Below are 20,588 nucleotides of genomic sequence, written 5' to 3'. Positions count from 1 at the left end.
ATTCTCTGCAAAAAGGTGCCTGATCGTGTAAGGTATGGACAGATTGAAGGAGGAAAAGGCTTTTGAACAGAGGGAAATGGCTGCTCTTGCTGGTGCTGGTCCTGGTGATGATACCGAGTATGGCGCTGGCAAAAGTCAAGGGAATTGATGATTATCCTCGAGTCGCGGTTTTGCCATTGCAGAACAAGGCGGCAGAAAACTGGCATGATTTTGGCGATTATGCAGGTAGTGCCACGGATAATCTGGCTTTTGAACTGAACCGAACGATGCGGTTTGAATGCATTGAGCGGGAAGCTTTGCAAAAGCTTATGGATGAACACAGCCTGAATATGACGGGCATGGTGGATCGTGCTACGGCAGCAGAAATAGGCAGGCTTTCCGGCGCAGATTATCTGGTGCTGGGCAGTGTGGCCAGTCTGACAGCCAAGAGCAGCGGCGCCATTATGCACAGCGGAAGAATCGATAGCGCTGCTGGCCTTCATAAGAACAAGGTTGCCGCAACTGTACTCATCAGGGTTGTCGATGTGGAAACCGGTCGAATCGTTCTTTATGGACGAGGCAAGGGGAAGTCAGACAGCTCTGCCGGAGCTGTAGCTGCAAAGGGAAACATTTTCATGCTGGGTTCCGTCAATGTCAGCGATGAGCAGTGTGAGAATGCGATAGAGAAGGCTGTCAAGGAAGCCATTCATGGCAAGGAGGGGATCTTGTCCCAGCTGGATGGCAAGAGCAAGTGAGAAGCCGTATTTCGGATAGATTGGAGAAAACGATGAATTGGAAGAAAATAGTTGCAGGTGTTTTTGCCTGTGGACTGATGATGGGAACAGTTTCAGCTCAGCAGCCTGCAGCCGCTGAATATCAGAACATGCTGCAGCAGGATTTTGTCCTGTCATATGGATATGAAGGAAAAACGGAAAAGGTCCGTATTACCGGTGATGCAGGTAAGCGGATGACGGCAATCCTGCAGGAAAATTTATGGTATCCCAAAGTGCTGGGAACCAACGATAAAATCTATCAGTTTTATATCGAAAAAGTTACGAAGGCTAAGGTCCTGCCACTAAATATGCTTGGCAGCGATAAGCTTTCTCCGGATGAGAAGTGGACGGAGAAGAAAGATCGTCTGGCACTGCCGGAGGAATTAGCGGTTCTCGCTTGGCAGGATAAGTGGACCAGCCATCCCCAGAGCCTGGGAGCGCCGGCGTTCAGCGGTAGTTCCAAGCGTCAGGTGGGCAGCGATGAATACGATTGCGACCAGTACATCTGTGATATTCGCAATCAGGCTGGCGGCGTATCCGGCCAGTTGGCTTACAACCTGCTTTACAAGGACGGCAAGCTGGTGAAGGCCCAGAAGTATCTGCTCTACAAGGGCAAACAGCAGCTCCTGTCTACTCTGGATATCATGGAGTTCAAGGCTGGCGTGGACGAGGGCGCCATCTCCAAGCTGAATGATGTCAAGGTGTACAAGGCGGAATTGGGCGATATCAACGATCTGCTGGATAATCCGGTAGAGGAAGGTACTATGGGAGGTGCATTGAATGCGCAGAAATAAATGGATGGCAGCGGCTGTACTGGGAGCATTTACCCTGTGCCTGCCTTTTAATATGGCATCTGCCGGTAAGCTGGATGCCTACCGCAACATGCTGGCTCAGCGGAATTGTACCATCAGCTATGAGAATATTACCCCGGCTGAGCGGGAACACAATCGGGACAGCAGCAACCTTTCCGCCACCTTTGGCCGGATGTCTACTCCGCCCCTCTATACCCATAAGGGCTACAAGGGCATGGTGGTCATGCAGGGAGAAGACCGTTATGTGGAGACCAATTATGGCGATTACAGCAAATGCCAGCTGAAAAAGGGCAGCGATGTCTATGACTTCAAGCGTGAAGTCAAGAAGGGCAAGGAAACCTGGAAATCTTTCGATGGCAAAGCCACAGTGGTGGCCAGCGAGTTCCAGCCGGAAAAGGAACTGCTCTATGGCGAGTCCTTCGGCACCAGTGATGTTTCCCGGCTTTTGGGCGTGATGCTGCCTAAAGACCGTATTCCTGCAGGCCAGCCGGTTTATAACTATGTGGGGGCCGGCAATCTGCCGAATGGCCAGAGCTATGAGGATTATAAGGCCAGCAGTGCGGCTGGTTTGGAAGCTGTGCGCTATTACTTTGATGGCACGAAGCTCGTGCGCATTGCGTCTGCTTCTTACAGCCGCAATGGGGCAGGTCAGCTGGTGGGACGCAAGTGCATCCTGAAAATCATGGATTTTTCCGGTACGCCGGACAGCAGCAAACTGAGCATGCCTGCTGGTTTGAAGGCTAAGAGTCTGCAGAAGTAAGGAATGAGAGGACTTAGGATGAAGAACATGTTAAAATGTGCGGCAGTCATGGCTTTGGGGGCTGCCCTGATATTTCCCGGCACGGATACGGAAGCTGCGGCCGCTGAGCCTGCTGCAACGGCAAGCCAAAGCCCCAACTGCGTGGTCATGAAATTCTCCGATGATACCCGTTACAAGGGACTGGAATCGGATGAACGCTTCGCAGAACTGGTCATGGAAAAATTGATGGACAGCGGCCGTTTCAAGCTGCAGACGCAGAAGCCAATTGGCAAGGATATGGAAGAAATGCTCTACAATGAGCGTCGTCAGGAATTCGTGGATGCAAAACGGGCCATTGAGTCCGGTGACCTCAGTGCGGTCTTTGAAGGACAGGCCTTCAAGGATGAGATGGCCAATACGCTGTCTACGGCGGACAAGGGACAGATCGTAGCTTCAGCTGTGACTTCCCGTATTGGCAAGGAAAGCAACGCGGAATATCTGATTCATGGTACGATCGTAAATCTGGGCAAGGGTACCTGGGAAGATACGGACTTCAAGAGTGGCACGTCGCTTGCGGCTACCGTATTGCAGAATATACCGGGACTTGGCTTGTTTGGCAGCATTGGCGGTGGTTTGCTGCGAAATGCCAATAAGGTGGATACAGGCTTTGGTGTCATCGTCGATATGCGCGTGATTCGTGCGGCTGACGGCGAGGTGGTCTGGAATCAGCGCAGCCAGGTACGCGTGAAGAAGACAAAGAATCTCAATGTGCCTCTCTATTCCAAAAACAGTGCAGCTTTGAATGAAACGGATTATGTGAAGGCCCTGGACAAGGCAGCACAGGAAGTCGTGAAGGGCATGGTTAAGGATCTGGATGAACACAAACTGTTCTTGTAAGGGAGTGTCAGGATGAGATCGTATCGTATCTTGCTGCTGGCCTGCTGTATGCTTATGCTGGCGACACAGGTTACGCTGGCTTTTCCACGGATTCCCGCGGATGCATCTGTCAGCATCGTGGGAATCGGGTATATGGGCGAAGATGGCAGCAATCGTGAAATCAGGGAGAATCTGACGGATCTGGCCACCCAGAGCGCGGCGTTTTATCTGTCGCGTAGTACCAGCCTGAATATCACAGAGGTTGCTGACAGGGGGAAGATCCTGCAGGAGCAGGGGCTGGCATTATCTGGCAGTATAGCGGACAGTGACGCGTTGAAGATTGGCAAACTGCAGCACGCTGATTATGTGATTTGTGGCAATATCGTAGGTATGGGCATCAATTACAGCGATGAAAACAATCCAATCTTTGATAGGGAAACCACGAAAGCGGTAGCCAAGATATCCCTGCACCTGATCGATGTGAAGACCGGAAGCGTGGTCAGTATGGTCACAGCGGATGGCTCATCGGAAAGCAATAGCGGTTCGGTCCTGAGCATACTGCGTGGCCTGCCGCAGGCAAGTATTTTTGGCGGGGTTGATTTCAAGAACGAAACGACTCCCACGGGACTGCTCACCAATGCTGTGGAAGACGGACTGACAGGTGCGATGGACAAGCTTTTGGATAAGCTGGCCATCAAGCATCAGCCCATGGCAAAATAAGATATAGACAGGAACGGTTGAGAAAAGCCTCTGTTCTTCGTATAATGTTGCTTAGAAGCAATGTGCGAAGGACAGGGGGCTTTTTTATGCAGAAAAGAATTCATATACTGGCGATGGGCGGAACCATTGCGGGCAGTGCCGGAGACAGTGCCGCGACGACCGGCTATCAGGCCGGGGCAGTAGGCGTGGCAGACCTTCTGGCTGCTGTGCCGCAGATACAGCAGGTCGCCGAAGTCACCGGTGAGCAGCTGGCGGCCATTGACAGCAAGGACATCACGGCAGGTTTGCAGCTGAAACTGGTGGCCAGGGTGAGGGAACTGCTTTTGGATAGCAGCGTGGATGGCGTTGTCATCACCCATGGTACGGATACATTGGAGGAAAGTGCCTATCTGCTGAATCTGGTGCATTTTGCGGACAAGCCTGTCGTGCTTACCGGTGCCATGCGCCCGGCGACGGCACTGAGCGCCGATGGGCCGCTGAACCTGTTGGATACTGTGCGGGTGGCTGCCAGTGACAGTGCCCGCGACCGGGGCGTGCTCGTGGTGCTCAACAATGAGATCCATAGTGCCCGGCTGGTGACGAAACTCTCTACCATGGCAGTGGAAACCTTCCAGTCGCCCAACGGTGGGGCACTCGGCGCGGTAAATGACGGACAGGTGGTGTTCTATCATAGTCCGGACAGCTGTCATCTGTCCAATGCCCTGAGCGTCAGCGAACAATTGACCAAGCGGGATAGTTTGCCCTATGTGCCCGTTCTCTATGGACATAGTGATGATGATGGACGTTTGGTGCGCATGGTGATGGAACAGGGAGCTAAAGGGATTGTCTATGCTGGTATGGGCAATGGCAGTATCCCTGAACGAGTAGAAAAGGAACTGGCGGCTGCCGTTCAGGCTGGCCTTATCGTCATCCGCGCCAGCAGCAGTGCAGCCGGTATGGTGACGAAAGCGGAGGCTTCTTACGAGCAGGCAGGTTTTATCGCCAGCGGTTTGCTGAATCCCCGCAAGGCACGGCTCTTATTGCAGGTGGTGCTGGCCTGTGGGAAGGATGCCGCGGTCCTGCGGAAATTTCTTGCGTAATTCCCGCTTATATAAAGGAAAATTTTTTCTCCGTGGCGAATAGTACAAACAAATAATGGTCGTTATGATGTAGAATCCCTTGCGTTTCCCCGTAAGGGATTTTTTGCCATAAGGAGGGTGGGCGATGATTCAGTATGATTACACGCTCAATTGGAGTGCGGGCGATCAGGGATTCTGGGATAAATTGGACAAGGTGCTGCAGACTCTTTCGATGAGGCCGGCCAGCAAGCAGGCCAATGCGATTTTCATGCAGCTGTCGTTCTATAAGATGCCCATGGATGAAGCGGTGAGAGTGCGGGAAAGGATTCGTTCCTTCCTGCCCCGGGCTGTGGTCGTGGGCATGACGGAAACCCTGTTTTTCGGCGATCCTGGCGGCTATATGCGGATCAACTGCAGCTTCTTCCAGAATGCCAAGATCCGGTTGATGGAGAAAAATGGCATGCTGGATGATTATGGGAAGTCAGGCCTGGAGCTGGGGCAGAAGGTTGCAGCCATGCAGGATGTGCGGGCGGCTTTGGTGCTGGGCACGATGGATGCGGACTTTGGCCGTTTTTTGGATGCTTTTGTCTGCGGCAATGAAAATGTGGTGGTCTTTGGCAGCATGACGGGCTCGGTCAAACATCTTGGCGAGGAAGTATCTATTGCCGGCAGTGCTCTGCTGCATCGCGGTGAACAGAAGTATTTCCTGCTGGGCAGTGAGATCGTGGAGCAGGGCGTGGTTGTGGCCGTGTTCTGCGGGGAAAATCTCAGTGTGCGGGCCGATTATGTGCTGGGATGGAAGCCGATTGGCAAGGAAATGGTCATTACGGAAACCATGGGGCCTAACGTGATCAGCAAGTTGGATAATATGCCAGCCGTGGATATCTATCGCCACTATCTGAAGGTGAAACCTGACGAGAATTTCGTCTATAATATCGCCGAGTTCCCGCTGACCATTGATCGGGATGAATGCCTGATCGCCCGTGTGCCGCCGGGATTTGATGAAGAGGGGCGTATTTTCTTCAATGGGGACGTGAAAATAGGCGAGCGCGTACGTCTGACCTATGGAGAGCGTGAGGACTTTCTGCATGAAACAGAGCTGGCCAGCGAGAAGATGAGCCAGTTTGCCCCGGAAGGTATGTATATCAGTGCCTGCGGCACCCGCAGCCTGTTCTTGCAGATGAAGGAAAGCGAAGAGATCCGCTATTATCAGCGCATTGCCAATCAGCTGTTCTGCTCCAGCGGTACCGGTGAAATATACTGCTATCAGGGGCATGGCGGACTGCTCAATTGCGCGCTTGTGGCTGTAGGCTTCCGGGAAGGGCGCAACAAATCCGCGCTCAATATCTTCGACGAGCCGGCAGAGGAACCGGAGAACACCAAGATGCTGCTCTCCACGCGCATGGCGGCCTTCCTGGATGCTATCACCCGGGAACTGGCCGAGAGCAACCGGGAACTGGCAGAGTTTGCCAGAAAGAATGAGGAAAACAGCATTGCCAAATATAAATTTCTGGCCAGTGTCAGCCGGGATATTGCTCAGCCACTGCGCGATGTGATTGCGCTGGAGCGGAAAATCCGCAAGGAGGCTACGGAGGAAAAGATTCAAGGATATGCCAAAGAATGCTATATCGCCGGCGAAAAGGTCTATGGCATCATCCATCGTATCTTTGACTATTTGCAGATGGAAGCTGGGGATTTTGCCATCAATGAGGGGGAATACAAGGTCACTGACCTTATCCGCCATCTGAAAAATGAGCTGATGGAGGAAATCGAGGCCAAGGGACTCGATTTCGTGGTGGACATGCCTGCGGATATGCCCAGTGTACTCTATGGCGATGAATTGCGCCTGCGGCAGATACTCCTGAATATCCTGAGCAATTCCGTGAAATATACCGTGGCAGGCACGATCCAGCTGGCATTCACGATGGTGAAGATTGGTCCTGCAGATGTGAAGCTCCAGCTGAAGGTCAAGGATACTGGTGTAGGCATTACCGAAGATGATTTGGCGTCTGTCCGGAAAATGCTTTCCCTGGATGAGGACAGGCCGCTCAATATGCTCAATGAAACAGGACTGGGGCTCAATGTCACCCAAAGGCTGCTGAAACTCTTTGGCAGTGAATTGCAGATGAAATCGGAACTGGGCAAGGGGACGGAATGTTCCTTTACGATCAACCAGCGGGTGCTGAACTGGGTGCCGGTCAAGAGTGAAAAGGCTGTTCCTGTGGCGGAAAAGGAAGACAAGCCGCCCATCAGCGATGAGGAACTGCTGGAAACCATCGAAGCCCTGCGTGAGATTGCCGAAGCAAAGGACAAAGACAGCCTGGACTATATGCTGGAAACCCTGGAAGGCTATACCCTGCCGGAAGCGAAGGCCACTGTGCTGCTGGAGTTACAGGCCGCAGCGAAGGAAGAGAATTGGGAAAGGATTCAAATGCTCGTGGAATAAAAAGCCTTCCTTAAAAAACTTTTCTTTTTGACCTATTGACTTTTTGACTATTTGTGTTATTATATACTTGTAATCAGGAAAGAGGCAATGCGAAAGCCACCTGGTTGGAAATGTTACAAATAGTCAAGAGAGGCACAGCAAGCTCCCTTGGCCGGTATATATGAGAAAGGGGTTGCTGATTATGTTTGGTCTGGTTCCATTTGGCGGTCGCAAGGATTTGGCAGCAGGTAATGCTCCGCGTAGTATCTGGGATGTGTTCAATGAGCCGTTCTTCCATGATGATTTCTTCCCCACGATGTCGGATTTCAGTGCCGGCGGCGGTATGCGGGTGGATGTCAAGGATAATGGCGATCATTATGAACTCACCGCAGACCTGCCGGGCATGAAGAAAGAGGATGTGAACCTGAGTTATCAGAATGGTTATCTGACCATTTCCGCCCAGCAGCAGAGTGAGTCCGGCGACAAGGATGATAAGGGCAATTACATCCGCCGGGAGCGCCGCATGGGTTCGGTCAGCCGTTCCTTCTACATCGACAATATCGATGAAAGCAGGATCGATGCAGAATTCAAGGATGGCGTATTGATGGTAAAGATGCCGAAGGCCGCAGAAGTACAGCATTCGACAACAATCAATATCCGGTAAAAGAATAAGCTTTTCTTCTTAACCTTCCCCTTTAGGGGAAGGTTTTTTTGTGGTTTTTTATGCAATAATAAATATAAATTATTAGAATAAATAAATTTAATCATATTTTTAATTATTTCTTGCCTTTTAACAATAATTTGCCTATAATAGTCATTGCGACCAAATGGGACAAAGTTGGAAAATTGATTTATCGTAATATAAATATCAATAATTCCATAAAAAAATCCCATAAATATTCCTTTATGGCAATGGAAAAAAATGCAAAAAAACTTATAAAAATTCTTTTTAAAAAAAGGGTTTTTTATCTTTATGTTGAATTGTATAAGATGGGCAATAGCCTAATATTCATTATTCAACTGAAAGGCAATTTTTTTGCCGAGGGAGGAATATGAAAGAAGTTTTGTCGATATTCATGAAAAGGTTTATAATGGGGTTGGGGGTAATTACCCTTGCGATAGGCAGCATGCTCGTGGCAAATGGCACGGCAGAGCTTATCGGGGCGCTTATCATTGGCTTCATTACGGGCCTGGTATTTTTAGGAAACATGTCCATGCGGCTGTGGAGAGCCGCGCAGCTATCAGCTGGCAATGCGAAGCGGCAGATGCTTTGGGGGCTGGTTTTGCGACTACTGGTATTATTTATCGTCCTGTTCGCAGCAGTCCAGATTTCTACGCAGGTGTTCAGCATGACAGCGCTGGGCTTCGTCCTCTGTTATGCCTGGGCTATGGTTCTTATGATCCGCATGAATAGCGCCAAATAGTAACTCAGGAATTCCTGGGAGGAGGTTGAGGTATATGCATGAAATCGGTGTTCGCGAAGTAGTGCAGTTTGCCGGCTTTACCTTCAATTGGGAAACTCTGGTCATGACTTGGATTACGATGGCTATCGTACTGCTGATCGCAGTATTGGCAACCCGCAATCTGCAACTGGTACCAACCGGCTGGCAGAATGTGGTGGAAGCAATCGTGGTCTGGCTGCATGAACAGATTGATGCGACCATGGGCAAGAACGGACGCTTCCTGGCGCCCTTTGTCGTGTCGCTCTTTATGTTCCTGCTGGTTTCCAACTGGCTGGGGCTTATCCCAAAGATGGCATCCCCGACAAATGACTTGAACACCACTTTAGGCCTTGCACTCTTGGTCATCGTGATGGTACACGGACTGGGGCTTTATATGAAGGGCGGTCATTACATCGCTCATTTCTTCCAGCCCACGCCGGTCTTTGTGATCATCAACGCCATAGAGGAAGTCGCCAAGCCCATTACGCTGGCCTTCCGTCTATTCGGCAACATCCTGGCAGGTGAAATCCTTATCATCATCCTGCTGCAGCTCATGCCAATTTGGATGCCGATCCCGTCAGTAATCTGGCTGGCGTTCAGTATCTTCATCGGCGGAGTACAGGCTTTCATCTTCACCATGCTGTCCATGGCATATCTGGCCAATGCAGTGAAGAGCGAAGAGGAAGGCTAAAACCAAACTGGGAATTTTGAAGTTAAAGGTATTAAGGAGGATTTTTTCATGGAAAACGCAATTATGGTAGCCGCTGCTCTGGTTGGCGCAGGTATTACGATGGGTCTTGCCGCAATCGGCGCTGGTATCGGTGATGGTCTTGTAACGAGCCGCTTCATCGAAGGTATCACCCGCCAGCCGGAAGCCAAGAGCACGCTCTTCACCAACACCCTGATCTCCGTTGGTCTGATCGAGTCCATGGCTATCATTGCAACGGTTGTTGCCCTCATCATGCTCTATGCTAACCCGCTCATCAAATAATCATTTTTGATGTAGTTGATAAAAAAGGGGGCATAGGAATTGATCGAATTAAATGGGACGTTTTTTGCACAGATCATCAACTTCCTGATCCTGGTTGTTCTGCTCCGTGCATTTGCGTATAAGCCCGTAGTGAATATGCTCAAAGCCCGTCAGGATAAGATTCAGGAAAGCCTTGATAAAGCCGATGCCGATGCGGCAGAGGCAGACAAGCTGCTGGCCGAATACAAGGCAAAACTTGCTGCCGCTACCAAGAAAGCTGAAGAGATTCAGAAGAATGCGGAGAAGCGTGCTGCTGAGTTCCGTGAGGCAGAGGAGCAGAAGGTGAAAGCTGATATTGAGCAGATGAAGAAATCCGCTCAGGCAGATATCGAGCGTGACCGTGCTAAGGCTGTTGAGAAACTGCGCACCGAAATGGTGGCACTTTCCATGGCAGCTGCTGGCAAGATCATTGCCAAGAATCTGGATGCAGCTGACAACGAAGCGCTTATCACGGAATTTGTGGATAAGCTGGACAAGGATAAGATTGGTGATCTGCCATGCTAAACTTACAGCTTGCACATAAATATTCCCGTGCGATCTTTGAACTGGCTGAAGAAGAAGGCAAATTGGAAAAATATGGCGAGGAGCTGCTCGAAGTCAAGAACGACCTCGAAGCTGTTCCGGAAGCCAAGGCTTTCTTTGCCAATCCGCAGGTGGAGCGCAAGGCGAAAAAAGAACTGGTGAGGAAGATGTATGAAGGGGAGCTTTCTCCGAACATCTACAATTTCCTGTTCCTTTTGGTGGATAAACGCCGCTTTGCCTTGCTGCCCGTGATTGCCGAACAGTATCGGGAAATGGCCAATGCCGCCCGCGGCATCGTGATTGCCGATGTGACGACGGCTCAGCCCGCAACCAAGGCACAGCAGGAAAAGATCGCTCAGAAACTGCAGCAGGTTACCGGGAAAAAGGTGGAACTCAGACTCCACGAGAATCCGGCCCTTTTGGGCGGCGTGGTAGTCAAGATCGGCGACCGCCGTATCGACGGCAGTGTGGCCGGACGCCTCCAGGCGCTGCAAAAAGAATTACTGACGAGCAAGTGATGAAACTGGGGTGACAGCGAAGTTATGAAAATGAATCCGGAAGAAATAACGGCCATCATCAAAGACCAAATCAAGAACTACGAAGTAGACTTGAACGTCGATGAAGTTGGTACGGTTATCGAAATCGGTGATGGTATCGCCCATATCCATGGTCTCGAAAAAGCCATGGCTGGTGAGCTGTTGGATTTTGGTAATGATATATATGGTTTGGTCCTGAACCTTGAACAGGACAACGTGGGTGCCGTTATCTTAGGCGGCGAAACCCAGATCAAAGAAGGTGCGCAGGTTAAGCGCACGGGCAAGATCATGCAGGTGCCGGTAGGCGAAGCCATGATCGGCCGCGTTGTTGACGCTATCGGCCGTCCGATCGATGGCAAGGGCGACATCAAAGCCGACACCTTCCGTCCCGTTGAGTACCGCGCACCGGGCATTGCGGACCGCAAGTCCGTACATGAACCGCTGCAGACCGGTTTGAAGGCTATCGATGCCCTCGTACCTATCGGCCGCGGCCAGCGCGAACTCATCATCGGTGACCGTGGTATCGGTAAGACGGCTATCGCCGTTGATACCATCCTCAACCAGAAGGGCCAGGATTGTATCTGCGTTTATGTAGCCATCGGTCAGAAGGCTTCCACGGTAGCCCGTGTGGTTAAGACCTTGGAAGAAGCCGGTGCCATGAAGTACACCATCGTCGTAGCTGCTACGGCTGCTGACAGTGCGCCGCTGCAGTATCTGGCTCCTTATGCCGGTGTTGCGATGGCCGAACACTTCATGTACCAGGGCAAAGCCTGCCTTTGCGTATACGATGACCTGACGAAGCATGCAGCTGCGTACCGCGCTATGTCCCTGCTGCTCCGCAGACCGCCCGGACGTGAAGCATATCCTGGTGATGTATTCTACTTACATTCCCGTCTGCTCGAACGTGCAGCGAAGCTCAGTGACGAACTGGGCGGTGGTTCCATCACGGCCCTGCCGATCATCGAAACCCAGGCCGGCGACGTTTCCGCTTACATTCCGACCAACGTAATCTCCATTACCGATGGTCAGATCATGCTGGAATCCGATGCCTTCTACTCCGGTATCCGTCCGGCTATCAACGTAGGTCTGTCCGTATCCCGCGTAGGCGGCTCGGCACAGATCAAAGCCATGAAGCAGGTTGCTGGTACCATGCGTCTTGACCTGGCTCAGTATCGCGAACTGGCAGCATTTGCTCAGTTTGCATCTGACCTCGATAAGGCCACGAAGGCACAGCTCGACCGCGGTGCCCGCATGGTTGAAACCCTGAAACAGGCACAGTATAGCCCGCTCCTCGTACAGGAACAGGTTATGGTGATTTTCACCGCTGTCCGCGGTTTCCTCGCAGACATTCCGGTAGAACGTGTTGTTGAGTTCCACAATGACTTCCTGAAGTTCATGCGCGCTCAGCATCCGGATATCGGGGACAAGATTGCCGAGCAGAAGAAACTTGATGATGCGATTGAGGCTGACCTCAAGAAAGCTATCGAAGAATTCAAGGAAACTGTAACATACAAAATGGCATAAGGTTAGCGAGGTGATTCTTTTTGGCTAGTTTACAGGACATCCGCCATCGCATTAAGAGCGTAAAGAGTACCAAGCAGATAACCAGTGCCATGAACATGGTGGCGACTTCGCGTCTCCGTCATGCCAAAGAGGCAGCACTTGCCAACAAACCTTATGCAGAAAAGGTCGTGCAGGTGGTACAGCAGATTGCTGCTACCGCGGGAAATGATTTTTCCCATCCCCTGCTGACTAAGCATGAGGACGGCAAAAAGCTCATTTTGCTTGTCACCAGTGACAAGGGCCTTGCCGGTGCTTATTCATCCAACGCCTGCAAGGCAGCGGAAGCACTGGTAGAGGATAAGGCAAACACCCCGATGGTCATCGTCGGCCGCAAGGGTGCCAGCTACTTCAAGAATCGTGGTTACGATGTAGTAAAGAGCGTTATCGGCGTCAGCGAGCGCCCCAACTTCGATCTGGCCAAGAAACTGGCCGATGATCTGGTGGAACGTTTCAAGACCGGCGAGATCCGCGAAGTGCAGATGGTTTATACGAAGTTCATCTCGGCCATCAACTGTGAACCCCAGGTCTTAAAGCTCCTGCCTTTTGAGGCAGAGTCTGAGGCGGAAGGGCCGCATACCGAGTACATCTATGAACCGGATGCAGCTACGGTGTTGGGGAGCCTGCTGCCGCAGTATCTCTACACCACGATCTATGCAGCGCTCCTGCAGTCTGCGGCTAGCGAACTCAGCTCCCGCATGAACGCCATGAGCAATGCAACGGACAACGCAGAAGAGCTTATCAGCAAACTGGACCTCTACTACAACAAGGTACGTCAGGCAGGTATCACCAACGAAATCACCGAGATCGTTGGCGGTGCCGAAGCTCTGAAATAAGGGCATCGTAAGGAGGTTTACCATTGGCAAAAGGTAAAGTCGTACAGGTTATCGGACCTGTCGTAGATATTGAATTCCCGGCGGGCGAACTGCCGGAAATATTGAACGCAATCACCATCAAGGGCAAAGCTGGTGAAGTAGACATTGACCTCGTGGTCGAAGTCATGCAGCACCTGGGCGACAGCGTAACCCGCTGCATCGCCATGAGCTCCACCGATGGTCTCACCCGCGGGATGGACGCCGAAGATACCGGCGCTCCGATCAGTGTTCCCGTTGGTGAAGGCACGCTGGGCCGTATCTTCAACGTACTGGGCCAGACTGTGGATAAGGATCCAACTCCGGTCAAGGCCGCTGAGTATTGGCCGATTCATCGTCCTGCTCCGGAATTTGAAGATCAGGAAACCAGTGCACAGGTACTCGAAACGGGTATTAAGGTCGTTGACCTTATCGCACCGTACGCCCGCGGCGGTAAAATCGGCCTCTTCGGCGGTGCCGGCGTAGGTAAGACAGTACTGATCATGGAGCTTATCCATAACATCGCTACCGAGCACGGCGGTTACTCCGTATTCGCCGGCGTAGGTGAACGTACCCGTGAAGGTAATGACCTTTGGGGCGAAATGAAGGAATCCGGGGTTATCGGCAAGACCGCTCTCGTATACGGTCAGATGAACGAACCCCCCGGAGCTCGTATGCGTGTAGGTCTGACGGGCCTCACCATGGCAGAATACTTCCGTGATGTCCAGCATCAGGACGTGCTGCTCTTCATCGATAACATCTTCCGTTTCATCCAGGCAGGTTCCGAGGTGTCCGCACTGCTCGGCCGTATGCCGTCGGCCGTAGGTTATCAGCCGACGCTGACCACCGATATCGGTGCACTGCAGGAACGTATCACGTCCACCAAGGAAGGTTCCATCACCTCCGTACAGGCCGTATACGTGCCCGCCGATGACCTCACTGACCCGGCTCCGGCTGGTACCTTTACCCACCTCGATGCAACGACGGTACTTTCTCGTCAGATTGCCGAGCTGGGTATTTACCCCGCCGTTGACCCGCTGGATTCCACCAGCCGTATCCTCAACGCCGAAGTTCTCGGCGAGGAACACTATCAGGTGGCCCGCGGCGTGCAGGCTGTACTGCAGAAGTACAAGGAACTGCAGGATATCATCGCCATCCTGGGTATGGAAGAACTGTCTGACGAAGATAAGCTCACCGTATCCCGTGCGCGTAAGATTCAGCGTTTCCTGTCCCAGCCGTTCTTCGTAGCAGAAGTATTCACGGGTTCCCCGGGGAAATACGTACCGCTCAAAGAAACGGTGCGCGGCTTCAAGGAAATTCTCGAAGGTAAATACGATGACCTGCCGGAAGCTGCCTTCTATATGGTAGGCAACATCGACGAGGCTGTGGAGAAAGCAAAGACCTTGGAAAAGGAGGGATAATCTATGGCTACGATTCAGCTAGAGATTGTCTCCCCGGATAAAGTGGTTTATGCTGCAGATATCGGCATGCTGATCGTCCGTTCCACGGGCGGCGAGCTCGGTATCCTGCCCAAGCACGCTCCCTTGGTGACGGGCCTTCTGCCCCATGCCATGCGCGTGCGCCTCAATGGTTCCGACAGGGACGAACAGCTTATCGCTGTGTCCGGCGGCTTCATGGAAGTCACGCCGGAAAAGATCACGGTGCTGGCCACCGCCGCTGAACAGCCCATTGATATCGACATCAATCGTGCTCAGCGTGCCATGGACCGCGCCAAAGAGCGTATCGCTGCTTTCCATCAGGGAGGCGACGAAGCCAGAAACATCGATATCGAACGTGCTCAGCTGGCCCTGCGGCGTGCCATCGCCCGCCTCAGAGCAACGGGAACGGAAATAGAGAATCTGAAATAAGCAATAAAAGACGGCTTGCAGAGAAATCTGCAAGCCGTTTCCATGTATATCATATGTGAGGAGATTAAATATGTCTGAGTGGTTATTAGCGCCAGCGTTTATTATGCTCGTAGGCGTTATATTCATATTGGTAGCCGTCGGTATAAAATGGAAGATAAAAAAGAAATTAGCGGTTTGTACGGCAGAGACAAAGGGGACGGTGGTTCGCTGGTCGCATGAAAGAGTCGCGCATGATTATGGTAGTGCAACGGATTACTTTTGGTTTCCGGTATATGCTTATGACGTACAGGGAAAGCACTATGAGGAGAAATCATCTGTCGGTTTATCGGAACAAGGCGAATTATATGCTGAGACCGTCTTGTACTATGAACCGGGTAATCCAAGCAATTTTTATGCCAACATTGGGAACTATGATCGCTTGATTATGATTTTTCGGTTGGTGGGGTGGAGTCTTACCTTGATGACGTTATTAACTCTGGGCATCCTTTATCATGTGCAAAGTTGATGCTGTGCTGCATTCGTCCCAAACTGGCACGGGCGTACCAAATGTTTCAGAATTGAATTCTTCCTTCTGGTCTTCGAAATTGGCGAAGGCTTTTTGCACTTTGCCGAAACCTAGATAGAGCAACGGCAGGTTGCAGCAGACCATGACGATATTGGCAAAGTCGCTGAGGTTCCAGAGTGCGCTGAGGTCAAAGCCGGCAATGTTGGTGACCATGCCGAAGGCCAGTACCGTCAAATTCACCAGACGGACGGAGGCAATGAACATCTTGTTATGGGAAATCTGCCGGGCGCAGATTTCCGAGAAGGACAGGAAACCCAGCAGGCAGGTAAAGGCGAAGATGCCAAAGCAGATGCTGATAACCAGCGTAGCCAGCCCATAACCAACACCACCGCCTAAGAGCTGTGCACAGGAGAACAGGAATTTTTCCAGACGGCCCATTTCCATCCAAGCCGCAGCGCCATTGCCGAGCCATGCTTGTCCCATGATGAGGACGAAGCCTGTCAGCGTGCAGATGACCATGGTGTCAAGGAAGACGCCGATGGCCTGAATGATGCCTTGGTCGCAGGGATGTTTGGCATGGGAGACTGCAGCGGGCATGGACAGCGTGCCCTGTCCGGCCTCGTTGCTCATGAGGCCGCGTTTGATACCCTGTGAGAGGGCAATACCCAAAGCACCGTCGAAAATTGGCTCGGGATGGAAGGCTTCGGTTACAACCACATAGAAGAACCAGGGCAGACGGTCAAGGTTCAGAGCGACCATAATCACAACGGCGGCCACATAGATAACGGCCATGATGGGGACGAGTACATCGGTGATTTTGGTAATGCGGCGCAGTCCACCGAAGATGGAGAACGTGGTTACGCCCATCAGCAGCAGGAAGAAAATCCAGACAAGCGTGCTGTCAGCGGCCAGCTCCACGCCTGTTATATTCTGCGTGATGGCCGTCATGGCCGATATGGTATTAAAACCCTGAGCTGGAATGCAGAGCAAGGCATAGACGATATACAGCAGACTCAAAGTCCCGCCGATGATGGCAGCACCACCCAAAAGTTTCCGTCCATAGCAGGGCAGGCCGCCGACATATTCATCCCCTTGCTTATCCTTGTAAATCTGCGAGAGCGTAGATTCGACAAAAGCCGTGGCCATGCCGAAGAAGGCGGAGAACCACATCCAGAACAAGGCGCCGGGACCACCCGTGGAAACTGCGCCCGTCACGCCCAGGATATTTCCGGGGCCTACGCGCATGGCTGTAGAGAGAAGGAATGAGGCCAAAGGGCTGATGCCCTGCTCCGTCTTTTGGCTATGTATCAGGGTGTTCAGACCATAGCGGAAATATTTGACCTGCACAAAACCCAACTGCAGGGTGAAATAAATGCCAGTTCCCACTAAGAGAATGATGACCAATGGCAATTCTCCGATGATGGGGAGCCGGGCATACCATTCCAGATTCGTGGGGAATCCCCAGACCAGATCGGCAAGATTCTGGAAGACAGCACAAATGCTGCCGATTAGTTCATACATGAATTAAGACCTCCTGTGACACGTTTAGATAAGCAGCCGGATGACTGCCAGAATTGTTGTCTCAATTGTAGCACACTCGATATAATATGGATATTGGTGTTTGTGCTGTGTATTTTGTAGTCTGTGCGCATACAGGCTGTTTTGCATATTGATGCTGTAAAATCCTATCGACAAAATCTCAACAATAGCGTTATAATGAGAGCTATCATTTGTGTAAAAATTTAGGAGTGGATTTCATGGAAGCCTTTTGGGCGGCGTTTTTGTTGATTTTTTTTGCCGAGATGGGGGATAAGACGCAGTTCCTCGTGATGGCGCTGGCTGGTCGGTATGACAGCCGCCGGGTGTTTGTTGGCATGACTTTGGGAATCATCGTGGTACATGCCTTGGCGGTGCTGCTAGGTGCAACTATCGGCAGCTTCCTGCCCGCGGAAAAAATGGCCATTGCAGCCTCGATTCTCTTTATCTGCTTCGGCCTTTGGTCGCTGAAGGGTGAGGATGGCGATGAGGAAGAAGAATGCCAGACCAGCCGTTTTGGCCCGGTGGTGACAGTGGCGCTGACCTTCATTATCGGCGAGATGGGGGATAAGACACAGCTCGCGGCAGTGGCCTTGGCGGCTGACTATGGCAGCTGGCTGATGGTTTTTGCCGGGGTTGTCGCGGGCATGATCCTGGCCGATGGCATGGGCCTGGTGGCAGGTAATTATCTGCAGAAAAAAGTCTCTACGGCCACCATGCAGAAGATTTCGGCAGGTCTGTTCATTCTTTTTGGGACATTAGGCCTGATTCAGGCGTTATTTTAATTCCGGCTGCTACGAGTACACTAATAAACAATAATAAATATCGTTCAACCACTTGCAACATAGACAAAAACTGTTTATAATTATATTAGGGCTGTATACCTATATATAAAGGATTAAGGAATGTCTCAGGGAAAGTGAGGGATCGATTATGGGTATCTCGGGTGTAGGGGCTACGACGCTTTCGAGTTTCCCGCAAATCAATCGCGAGGTTCATTCTGTGGGAATGCAAGCGACTAAAGAGCGTAGCGACCAGGCAGCGTCTTATAGCAAAGTATCGCAGTTCGGCAATGAAACCAAGATAGGTTCCAGTCCGTTCCAGCGCAATAACGATACCGTCATCAGCATCGGTGAGCGGGAGACCTCGCAGATTGCAAAGGAAACAGCGGCTATCTATAAGGCGTCCAACCTTGGTAACAATACCAAAATCGGCACGAGTGCCTTCCAGCGTGACAACCAGAAGACCAATAATGTGGGTATGAAGAATACCTCGCAGATCATGGATAAGGCGAAGTCCTACTATGAGGTGTCGAATTTTGGTAATGAAACCAAATTAGGTTCCAGTAAGTTCCAGCAGCAGGCCAAGGCAGTTGCTAAACAAGGTGAGGAAAACACGGCGCACAGCATGAAAGCAGCCCTCGATGTGACGCGTGTGTCTCAGTTCGGTACGGAGACGAACCTCGGGCATAGCCGTTTCCAACAGGCGAATGCCCAGATCAGCAATTACAAGCCCAAACCAGCCCCAGGGGGGAAGGTTGACATCGCTGCTTAAGACAGGTTTATTTTGCCGCAGACTTCGGTTTGCGGCCTTTTTATTTATTGAGGCAAGGTGTAACAAGCGTTACAGTCGGCAGGCCTCGCTATCGCTATAATGAAGTCAGTGAATGACGAAAGCGTGTATGCGAGGAGAGTGTATTATGGAAATGAAAATGTTTTGCTATCAGTGTCAGGAAACTGCTGGCTGCAAAGGCTGCACCCAGGTGGGTGTCTGCGGCAAGAAGCCGGAAGTGGCAGCCATGCAGGATCTGCTGATCTATGTGACCAAGGGCTTGTCAGCAGTTACCACCCGTCTGCGGGCAGAAGGGAAAAAGGTCAGCCCTGAGGTGAATTACCTGATTACCATCAACCTGTTCATCACCATCACCAATGCCAATTTCGATCAGGAGGCCATTGCTGCCCGCGTGGCTCAGACTTTGCAGACGAAGCAGGAACTTCTGGCGCAGCTGGCTGACCGGGAAAATCTGCCGGATGCAGCTCTGTGGCATGATACGGAAGATGGATTTGCAGCCAAGGCTGCCAAGGTTGGCGTGCTGGCCACGGAGAATGAAGATATCCGCAGCCTGCGTGAACTGATTACCTATGGGCTGAAAGGTCTGGCTGCTTATCAGAAGCATGCCAATGTCCTGGGGTATGAGAATGAGGCCATTGATGCCTTCCTGCAGTCGGCACTCGGAAAACTGCTGGATGACAGCCTGACGGCCGATGAGCTGACGGCACTGACGCTGGAGACAGGCAAGTGGGGTGTGGATGGCATGGCTCTGCTGGACAAGGCCAACACGGAAACCTATGGCAATCCGGAGCTCACTAAGGTGGACTTGGGCGTGCGCAATAATCCGGGCATCCTGATTTCCGGTCATGATCTCAAGGACCTGGAAATGCTGCTGGAACAGACGCAGGGCACGGGCGTGGATGTTTACACGCATGGTGAAATGCTGCCGGCCCACTATTATCCGAAGTTCAAGAAGTATGCGAATTTCGTGGGCAACTACGGCAATGCCTGGTGGAAGCAGAAGGAAGAGTTCGAGGCTTTCAACGGCCCGATTCTCATGACTACCAACTGCGTGGTACCGCCGAAGGCCAGCTACCAGGAACGCCTGTTCACCACGGGGGCTACGGGCGTGCCGGGCTGCCAGCATATCGAGGCCAAGGCTGATGGCACGAAGGATTTTTCGGCCATCATTGAACTGGCGAAGAAGTGCGCAGCACCGACGGAACTCGAGCAGGGACAGATCGTGGGTGGTTTTGCCCATGAGCAGGTCTTCGCTGTGGCGGATAAGGTAGTCGAGGCGGTAAAGAGCGGTGCCATCAAGAAGTTCGTGGTGATGGCTGGCTGCGATGGCCGCATGAAGAGCCGTGATTACTATGCAGAGTTTGCCAAAGCCCTGCCGCAGGATACGGTTATCCTTACGGCAGGCTGCGCTAAGTACAAGTACATCAAACTGGATCTGGGCGATATCGGCGGCATCCCCCGCGTGCTGGATGCCGGCCAGTGCAATGACTCCTATAGCCTGGCCCTGATTGCGCTGAAGCTCAAGGAAGTATTCGGCCTGGCTGATGTGAATGAACTGCCCATTGCCTACAATATCGCCTGGTATGAGCAGAAGGCCGTGATCGTGCTGCTGGCTCTGCTGCACCTCGGTGTGAAGAACATCCATCTGGGGCCGACGCTGCCGGCGTTCCTCTCTTCGAATGTGGCAAAAGTACTGGTGGAAAACTTCGGTATCGGCACCATTTCCACGGTGGAAGAAGATATCAAAAAGATGATTGGTTGATGCTGAAATAGAAAAACTCTCG

Annotated in this window: 22 protein-coding genes; 21 read left to right on the top strand and 1 reads right to left on the bottom strand. The window is 51.8% G+C overall.

All coding sequences use genetic code 11. From position 1 onward, the window contains the following. The first annotated feature begins 62 nt into the window (after positions 1 to 62). The 18 genes from BLQ59_RS06350 to BLQ59_RS06260 all read left to right on the top strand — a co-directional run bounded on the left by BLQ59_RS06350 (position 63) and on the right by BLQ59_RS06260 (position 15,696). On the top strand, positions 63 to 734 hold the full coding sequence (locus BLQ59_RS06350; protein ID WP_081342476.1) for a CsgG/HfaB family protein: 672 nt from the start codon (positions 63 to 65) through the stop codon (positions 732 to 734). A 77-nt stretch (positions 735 to 811) separates the two neighbouring features. Beyond that, positions 812 to 1,546, top strand: a complete 735-nt coding sequence (locus BLQ59_RS06345; protein ID WP_218122872.1) for a hypothetical protein — start codon at positions 812 to 814, stop codon at positions 1,544 to 1,546. After that, positions 1,533 to 2,324 carry a hypothetical protein gene (locus tag BLQ59_RS06340; protein ID WP_074572052.1) on the top strand — a complete coding sequence of 264 codons (792 nt, stop codon included), beginning with the start codon at positions 1,533 to 1,535 and terminating at the stop codon, positions 2,322 to 2,324. Before BLQ59_RS06345 ends, BLQ59_RS06340 begins: the two co-directional genes overlap by 14 nt. Positions 2,325 to 2,342: 18 nt before the next feature. Further along, positions 2,343 to 3,200: a hypothetical protein gene (locus tag BLQ59_RS06335; RefSeq protein WP_074572051.1), complete on the top strand. Its 858-nt coding sequence runs from the start codon at positions 2,343 to 2,345 to the stop codon at positions 3,198 to 3,200. 12 nt (positions 3,201 to 3,212) lie between these two features. After that, entirely contained in the window at positions 3,213 to 3,899 is a 687-nt protein-coding gene (locus BLQ59_RS06330; RefSeq protein ID WP_074572050.1) for a CsgG/HfaB family protein, read from the top strand. An 86-nt stretch (positions 3,900 to 3,985) separates the two neighbouring features. Continuing rightward, entirely contained in the window at positions 3,986 to 4,978 is a 993-nt protein-coding gene (locus tag BLQ59_RS06325) for an asparaginase (RefSeq protein ID WP_074572049.1), read from the top strand. Between the two features lie 124 nt (positions 4,979 to 5,102). Beyond that, positions 5,103 to 7,403 (top strand): ATP-binding protein, encoded by a 2,301-nt coding sequence (locus BLQ59_RS06320; RefSeq protein WP_074572048.1) that lies wholly within the window; start codon positions 5,103 to 5,105, stop codon positions 7,401 to 7,403. A gap of 181 nt (positions 7,404 to 7,584) precedes the next feature. After that, the gene (locus tag BLQ59_RS06315) at positions 7,585 to 8,046 is read left to right on the top strand and encodes an Hsp20/alpha crystallin family protein (protein WP_074572047.1); all 462 of its coding nucleotides are present in this window, start codon (positions 7,585 to 7,587) and stop codon (positions 8,044 to 8,046) included. Between the two features lie 412 nt (positions 8,047 to 8,458). Next, positions 8,459 to 8,806, top strand: a complete 348-nt coding sequence (locus BLQ59_RS06305) for a hypothetical protein (RefSeq protein WP_256324620.1) — start codon at positions 8,459 to 8,461, stop codon at positions 8,804 to 8,806. A gap of 34 nt (positions 8,807 to 8,840) precedes the next feature. Beyond that, positions 8,841 to 9,515, top strand: a complete 675-nt coding sequence (gene atpB, locus BLQ59_RS06300) for a F0F1 ATP synthase subunit A (RefSeq protein ID WP_073088950.1) — start codon at positions 8,841 to 8,843, stop codon at positions 9,513 to 9,515. 48 nt (positions 9,516 to 9,563) lie between these two features. Further along, a complete protein-coding gene (atpE, locus tag BLQ59_RS06295; RefSeq protein ID WP_014423513.1) occupies positions 9,564 to 9,815 on the top strand; it encodes a F0F1 ATP synthase subunit C in 252 nt (83 codons plus the stop codon). A 39-nt stretch (positions 9,816 to 9,854) separates the two neighbouring features. After that, complete coding sequence (gene atpF / locus BLQ59_RS06290; protein WP_074572044.1) at positions 9,855 to 10,358, top strand: F0F1 ATP synthase subunit B; 504 nt, start codon at positions 9,855 to 9,857, stop codon at positions 10,356 to 10,358. Continuing rightward, a complete protein-coding gene (atpH, locus tag BLQ59_RS06285) occupies positions 10,352 to 10,894 on the top strand; it encodes an ATP synthase F1 subunit delta (RefSeq protein WP_074572043.1) in 543 nt (180 codons plus the stop codon). Before atpF ends, atpH begins: the two co-directional genes overlap by 7 nt. A gap of 24 nt (positions 10,895 to 10,918) precedes the next feature. Further along, positions 10,919 to 12,436, top strand: coding sequence for a F0F1 ATP synthase subunit alpha (atpA, locus tag BLQ59_RS06280; RefSeq protein ID WP_074572042.1), 1,518 nt, complete (start codon positions 10,919 to 10,921; stop codon positions 12,434 to 12,436). Between the two features lie 20 nt (positions 12,437 to 12,456). Further along, positions 12,457 to 13,308, top strand: a complete 852-nt coding sequence (atpG, locus tag BLQ59_RS06275) for an ATP synthase F1 subunit gamma (protein ID WP_074572041.1) — start codon at positions 12,457 to 12,459, stop codon at positions 13,306 to 13,308. Between the two features lie 23 nt (positions 13,309 to 13,331). Then, positions 13,332 to 14,744: a F0F1 ATP synthase subunit beta gene (atpD, locus tag BLQ59_RS06270; RefSeq protein WP_026765218.1), complete on the top strand. Its 1,413-nt coding sequence runs from the start codon at positions 13,332 to 13,334 to the stop codon at positions 14,742 to 14,744. Between the two features lie 3 nt (positions 14,745 to 14,747). Next, positions 14,748 to 15,191, top strand: coding sequence for a F0F1 ATP synthase subunit epsilon (locus BLQ59_RS06265; RefSeq protein WP_074572040.1), 444 nt, complete (start codon positions 14,748 to 14,750; stop codon positions 15,189 to 15,191). A 70-nt stretch (positions 15,192 to 15,261) separates the two neighbouring features. Continuing rightward, on the top strand, positions 15,262 to 15,696 hold the full coding sequence (locus BLQ59_RS06260) for a DUF3592 domain-containing protein (protein ID WP_041914228.1): 435 nt from the start codon (positions 15,262 to 15,264) through the stop codon (positions 15,694 to 15,696). Here the strand turns inward: BLQ59_RS06260 and BLQ59_RS06255 are convergent. After that, positions 15,661 to 17,217, bottom strand: coding sequence for an alanine/glycine:cation symporter family protein (locus BLQ59_RS06255; protein WP_074572039.1), 1,557 nt, complete (start codon positions 17,215 to 17,217; stop codon positions 15,661 to 15,663). The genes BLQ59_RS06260 and BLQ59_RS06255 overlap by 36 nt on opposite strands. Positions 17,218 to 17,453: 236 nt before the next feature. Here BLQ59_RS06255 and BLQ59_RS06250 point away from each other — a divergent pair, with 236 nt between their 5' ends. The 3 genes from BLQ59_RS06250 (at position 17,454) to hcp (ending at position 20,566) form a co-directional block, all read left to right on the top strand. Then, positions 17,454 to 18,017 (top strand): TMEM165/GDT1 family protein, encoded by a 564-nt coding sequence (locus tag BLQ59_RS06250; protein WP_074572038.1) that lies wholly within the window; start codon positions 17,454 to 17,456, stop codon positions 18,015 to 18,017. Positions 18,018 to 18,165: 148 nt separating this feature from the next. After that, complete coding sequence (locus tag BLQ59_RS06245) at positions 18,166 to 18,786, top strand: hypothetical protein (RefSeq protein WP_074572037.1); 621 nt, start codon at positions 18,166 to 18,168, stop codon at positions 18,784 to 18,786. A 145-nt stretch (positions 18,787 to 18,931) separates the two neighbouring features. Further along, positions 18,932 to 20,566: a hydroxylamine reductase gene (gene hcp / locus BLQ59_RS06240; protein ID WP_074572036.1), complete on the top strand. Its 1,635-nt coding sequence runs from the start codon at positions 18,932 to 18,934 to the stop codon at positions 20,564 to 20,566. Positions 20,567 to 20,588: the final 22 nt, after the last annotated feature.

It is taken from the genome of Pseudoselenomonas ruminantium (assembly GCF_900104055.1).
Classification (GTDB): domain Bacteria; phylum Bacillota; class Negativicutes; order Selenomonadales; family Selenomonadaceae; genus Selenomonas_A; species Selenomonas_A ruminantium_C.
Note: the sequence above shows the minus strand (reverse complement) of the source record. Positions and strands in the feature narration are given on the sequence as shown.